This window comes from Methanofollis ethanolicus, assembly GCF_001571385.1.
GTDB lineage: Archaea > Halobacteriota > Methanomicrobia > Methanomicrobiales > Methanofollaceae > Methanofollis > Methanofollis ethanolicus.
Window position 1 is genome coordinate 1 of record NZ_BCNW01000002.1, and the last position, 4,729, is coordinate 4,729.

The 4,729-nt window shown below is 58.2% G+C and carries 6 protein-coding genes; all 6 read right to left on the minus strand.

Annotated elements, in window-relative coordinates; all coding sequences use genetic code 11:
• A partial coding sequence (locus MEFOE_RS13135) for an ATP-binding cassette domain-containing protein (protein ID WP_153016004.1) occupies positions 1–331 on the minus strand: 331 nt, incomplete at its 3' end.
• Positions 332–333: 2 nt separating this feature from the next.
• On the minus strand, positions 334–1,011 hold the full coding sequence (locus tag MEFOE_RS13140) for an amino acid ABC transporter permease (protein ID WP_067052516.1): 678 nt from the start codon (positions 1,009–1,011) through the stop codon (positions 334–336).
• Between the two features lie 154 nt (positions 1,012–1,165).
• Positions 1,166–1,969 carry an ABC transporter substrate-binding protein gene (locus MEFOE_RS13145; protein WP_067052517.1) on the minus strand — a complete coding sequence of 268 codons (804 nt, stop codon included), beginning with the start codon at positions 1,967–1,969 and terminating at the stop codon, positions 1,166–1,168.
• A gap of 163 nt (positions 1,970–2,132) precedes the next feature.
• Positions 2,133–2,594 carry an SLC5/6 family protein gene (locus MEFOE_RS13150; RefSeq protein ID WP_067052518.1) on the minus strand — a complete coding sequence of 154 codons (462 nt, stop codon included), beginning with the start codon at positions 2,592–2,594 and terminating at the stop codon, positions 2,133–2,135.
• Between the two features lie 1,032 nt (positions 2,595–3,626).
• On the minus strand, positions 3,627–4,295 hold the full coding sequence (locus MEFOE_RS13155) for an amino acid ABC transporter permease (RefSeq protein WP_067052520.1): 669 nt from the start codon (positions 4,293–4,295) through the stop codon (positions 3,627–3,629).
• Positions 4,288–4,729: amino acid ABC transporter ATP-binding protein (locus tag MEFOE_RS13160; protein ID WP_153016005.1), on the minus strand; the 442-nt coding region annotated here is incomplete at its 5' end. The genes MEFOE_RS13155 and MEFOE_RS13160, both read right to left, overlap by 8 nt.

Here is a 4,729-nt window from a genome sequence, read left to right on the forward strand (position 1 = left end):
CCTTCAGGAGTGCGACCTCCACATTCCGCACCGCGGTCAGGTGGTCGAAGAGGTAGAAGTTCTGGAAAACCATCCCGATCTTCTGCCGGAAATAGTTGATCCGGGCGCCGGAGTTCGTCACCTCCTCGTCGTTCAGGAAGACGCGGCCCTGGTCGGGCAGGGTCAACTGGTTGATGCACCGGAGAAGCGTGCTCTTCCCTGTGCCCGAAGGCCCGATGAACACCTTCGTCTCCCCTTTCCGCACAGCGAAGGAGACGCCCTTCAACACCTCACGGTCGCCATACGCCTTGTGGATCTCCTCGACGCGGAGGATATACTTGTCTGCACCCATTTTTATAGAGCCCCCTGTCCGAAGCCTGGAATGCTGGTCTTCTTTTCAAGCACGGTGAGCACCTTCATGCCCGCGTAGTTCAGGAGGATATAGATCCCGGCCGCGGCCAGATAGATGGGCATTGTGATATAGGTCTGCGCCACGATGTATGTCGTCCGTGTCAGGAGTTCCTGCACCCCGATCGCATAACAGATGGCCGTATCGGTCAGCACCGTCGGGTACTCGTTCGACCATCCGGGCAGGGCGATCCGCATCGCCTGCGGCAGGATGATGTGCCTGATCGCCTGGAAGCGGGTCATGCCAAGGGACCGCGCCGCAGTCATCTGCCCCTCGCTGATCGACTGGATCGCACCCCGGAAGATCTGGGACTGATACGCCGCCCCGCGGAGACCGAGTACCACAACGGCCACAACAAAAGGAGGGGCGTTACCCATGTTCAGCGAGGGGAAGATGCCCAGGAAGAAAAGGAAGAGGAGCACGAGCACCGGTAGACCCCTGAAGAACCAGACATATACCGAGATCACACTTTTTATCAGCCTGCTCCCGTAGATCTGGCCGAGAGCCATGGGAAGGCCGAAGATCAGCCCGACCCCGAGAGAGGCCAGGACAAGACCCAGTGTTTCTATAAGACCCCCGAAAAGGAAGGGGAACCAGTCCAGCAGGATAGCTATGACGTCCATGTTCAGTCCCTATCGACCGTGTCCGGGATCGGCCAGACCCTCAGAATTTCGGAAATCGTTTCGAATACTCATACTTTGCCCGCATTTGAGAAAAGGTTTGGGGTTTGCCGCTGCTTCCGGTTGGCGAAAAATGGGGAATGACGGGGATACCGCCTCAGTTCATCTCGTATTTCTCAAGGAGTTCCTGCCACTTCGGCGATGCCATCAGTTCGGTGAGTCCCTCATTGATGGTGGCGAGGAGTTCGGAGTCATCCTTGCGGATGGCGACACCATAGTTCTCGCCGGTGTAGATCTCGCCGATGATATGGGCGGGCTTGCCCTCGATCGCACTCAGGTGGGGGGGCCGGTCATAGACCGTGGCATCGATCCTCTCGTTAACGAGGTCGGTGATGGCCAGCGGGAAGTTGTCGTAGAGCTTCAGGTTCTCCTTCGGCATCTTGCCCGTCTCGATCAGGTTCTCCTCGACCCAGTAGGCACCGGTCGTCCCGCGCTGGGCACCGATCACGGCCTTGCCCGCCTCGATATCGGCCATCGTAACGGCGGAGTTGTTGCGGATGGCAAAGGACTGGTTGATCGTCAGGTACGGAATGGAGAAGTTCACCGCTTCCAGGCGCTCGGGGGTGATGGTCATGCCCGAGTAGACCATGTCGATCTTGTGGGCATTGAGTGCCGGGATGATACCGTCCCAGTCCATCGGCTGGATCTTCACGCGGAAGCCTTTCTTCTCGGCGATCCACTGGATGGACTCGACATCGAGACCGGTGATCGTGCCGTCCTTCTGGATGGATGCATAGGGCGGGTACGCCCCGTCGACACCGACCACATAGAGGGGCGTCTCATTGACGCCGCCGGTTTCAGAACCCGGGCCCGCAGGAGTCTGGCTACCGGTACAGCCTGCAAAACAGGTTGCAACGGCGAGCACGAGCACCAGCAGGACACCGCACATCTTCGCGTTCATTGATGATGAGTTAGGCATGAGGTTAATTTATCCTTTATGACTTGATGAGGGACAGGCCCCGCCGGGCAGCAGGGGAGAGGAACAGAGAGATTATCCGAAGATATGGCAAATTGTGCGACATAAACATAAATCATCAGATATTTGAAGAGCAATGAGCAGAAAATCACGCAAAAAAGAGGGGGACGAAAGGGTCAGTCAGAGGCCTTTTTCTCTGCTTCCACGCCATTGCAATTCCTGAGGGCGTACGAGACGAGGAGCGAGAGAACGGGGAGGACGATGACCACTCGCCCAGCCGACGAGGTTGGCAGGAGAGGGTGCCGTCGCCATAGGGGTTGGCGATACCGTCGATAGTGTTGAGCACGATGGCGGTCCCGAGGAAAAGCGGGAGGACGACCCAGATACAGAGGTCCCACCAGCACCCGACCTTCCGGTCGGAGAACCGGTTGACGAACTCGCACATTTTCGGGGCGCCGTAGATATAGCCGATGACAATAGCCTCACAGAGGCCGATGAAGAGGATCAGGAAGTTGTTGATGTAGTGGTCGATGATTTCAAGCCAGTACAGGCCTGCATTGGTCATGAAGAGCAGGCCGACGACAGAGCCGACGACCGCGAGGATAAACATGGTCCGTGAACTCCATTACTGGTTGTCTGCCATAAATATACCGGGAAATAGGTTTCCGTCACACTAAGAGGTCATCCCATAACTCTCGTTCACTCCCCCCACCTCTTCATGCAGGGATCGGGAGAAAATTCATGATCGGGTCGATATCTTCCTGAATTCCCTGAAGAACTGTGCGAAACCACCCCCTTCCCCTACCTCTCTGCCGGGGGACTGACGCCCCCGGACCCCCGAAACAGGATCGGGTCGGGGAAGAGAGAGATCCTGATGAAGGAGATTGCCCTCCGCCCCCTATCGCAATGAGGGGGGGTGCGAGCGTTAGCGAGCATGAGAAGACGAAGTCTTCGAGGGCGGGGGGTGAAACACCCCGGACAAGACGCCAGAACAGGATTTTTCGGCTTTGTAGAAATCCTCCTCCATCGGTTGATAGTGCGTGCCGATCCTCTGCCTTCCCCTTCCCATTCGCCGGGGGACTTTTGCCCCCGGACCCCGCGCGAGGATTGGTCCCGGGAAGAAAGGGTCGGAGTCCTGGAGGAGGAGGCCATCCCTGCCCCTATCGTAATGGCAGGGGGTATGGGAGGGCGACCGACGGGAGTCGAGAAAAACGTAGTTTTTCGAGCGGCAGCCCCCCTGGACCAGGCACTTCTGAACAGAATTTTTTCCCCTATCACGTCAGGAAGTACTTTCCCGCAAGGGTTTACCATGAAAATGATCCCGAAGAACGTCTCTCCGGGTTTGCACGGAACTCTGACTCTCATCGAGCATCCCCTTTCAGAGATGGGAGGTCCGCATTCTGCCTTCCCGGCCCTATCGCACTGCGGGGGTCCGGGGGCAAAAGTCCCCCGGCGCGAGCGTGGGGGAAGGCATGTTGACCAGCAGACCACAAAAACAATTTTCATAGCGTATGCTTGAGTCCCCCGAGACTCATGCCCGATTCTACAGAGCCGATTTTTCAGAACCGAATGTGCGTCCTTTCATCGGCGTGCATGAAGGTTCGGATCAGTTCTGGGATGACCTCAGAGAAAAACAGGGGGTTCATCTCCCGGAAAAACCGGGGATGGCAAGTTTCTTCTCCAGGACGCCGGCCGCGACCGTCGCAATGCTGACGAGAATGAGGTAGAAGATCCCGACGAGGGTAAATGCCTCGAAATAGACGAAGTACTTCGCGGCGGCAATCTTCGCGGCCCCGGTCAGTTCCGTGACCGTGACCAGGTACGCGAGGGAGGAGTACTTGATCAGGTAGATGAACTCATTGGAGACGCCGGGGATCGCACGGCGGAGGGCCTGCGGGAGGATGATATAGCGGATCGACTGCCAGCGGCTCATGCCGATGGCCTGGGCTGCGATCATCTGCCCCTCCTTCACCGAGAGGAGGGCGCCCCTGATATATTCGGAGTTATATGCCCCATTACAGAGGATGAAACCGATCACCGCCGCCACAAAGGCCGGGAGGGTGATGCCGAGAGACGGGAGTCCGAAGTACAGGATGAAGAGGAGCAGGAGGAGCGGACAACCCTTGAAAAAGATGATATAGCCGCGGCAGAGGCCGGAGACGATCGGGCCGCCGTACGTCCTGCCGACGGCGATGGCGATCCCGGCCATAAGACCGAAGGGGGCGGCAAGGGCGATCAACTGGAGGGAGACGATCCCGCCCTTCAGGAGGGCGGGGAGAAGGACCCCCGTAAAAAAAGTAACGTCAGTCATTCTCTTGTCCAGAACCGTCTCCGAAATCTCCGAACTTCCCTATGAACTTCCGCATCCGTGCAAATGCCGGGTCATCCCTGACCTGTGCAGGAGAGCCGCGTTCGGTGATCTTCCCGTGCTCCATGAAGAGGATCTCGTTTGCCACCGACAGGGCAAATCCCATCTCATGAGTGACGACGAGCATCGTCATCCCCTGGCGTGCGAGGTTTTTCATCACTTCGAGCACCTCGCGGGTCAGTTCCGGGTCGAGGGCCGAGGTCGGTTCGTCGAAGAGGATCACGTCGGGGTCCATCGCAAGGGCGCGGGCGATCGAGACACGCTGCGCCTGGCCGCCGGAGAGTTCGGCAGGATAGTGGTCGGCCCAGTCCTCCATGCCGACACGCCGCAGTTCCGCAAGGGCCTTCTCCCGCGCCGACGCCGCGTCCATCTTCTTC

Coding starts and splice junctions, on each gene's coding strand:
- MEFOE_RS13140 (WP_067052516.1), bottom strand. CDS start 1,011: ATGGACGTCATAGCTATCCTGCTGGACTGGTTCCCCTTCCTTTTCGGG.
- MEFOE_RS13145 (WP_067052517.1), bottom strand. CDS start 1,969: ATGAACGCGAAGATGTGCGGTGTCCTGCTGGTGCTCGTGCTCGCCGTT.
- MEFOE_RS13150 (WP_067052518.1), bottom strand. CDS start 2,594: ATGTTTATCCTCGCGGTCGTCGGCTCTGTCGTCGGCCTGCTCTTCATG.
- MEFOE_RS13155 (WP_067052520.1), bottom strand. CDS start 4,295: ATGACTGACGTTACTTTTTTTACGGGGGTCCTTCTCCCCGCCCTCCTG.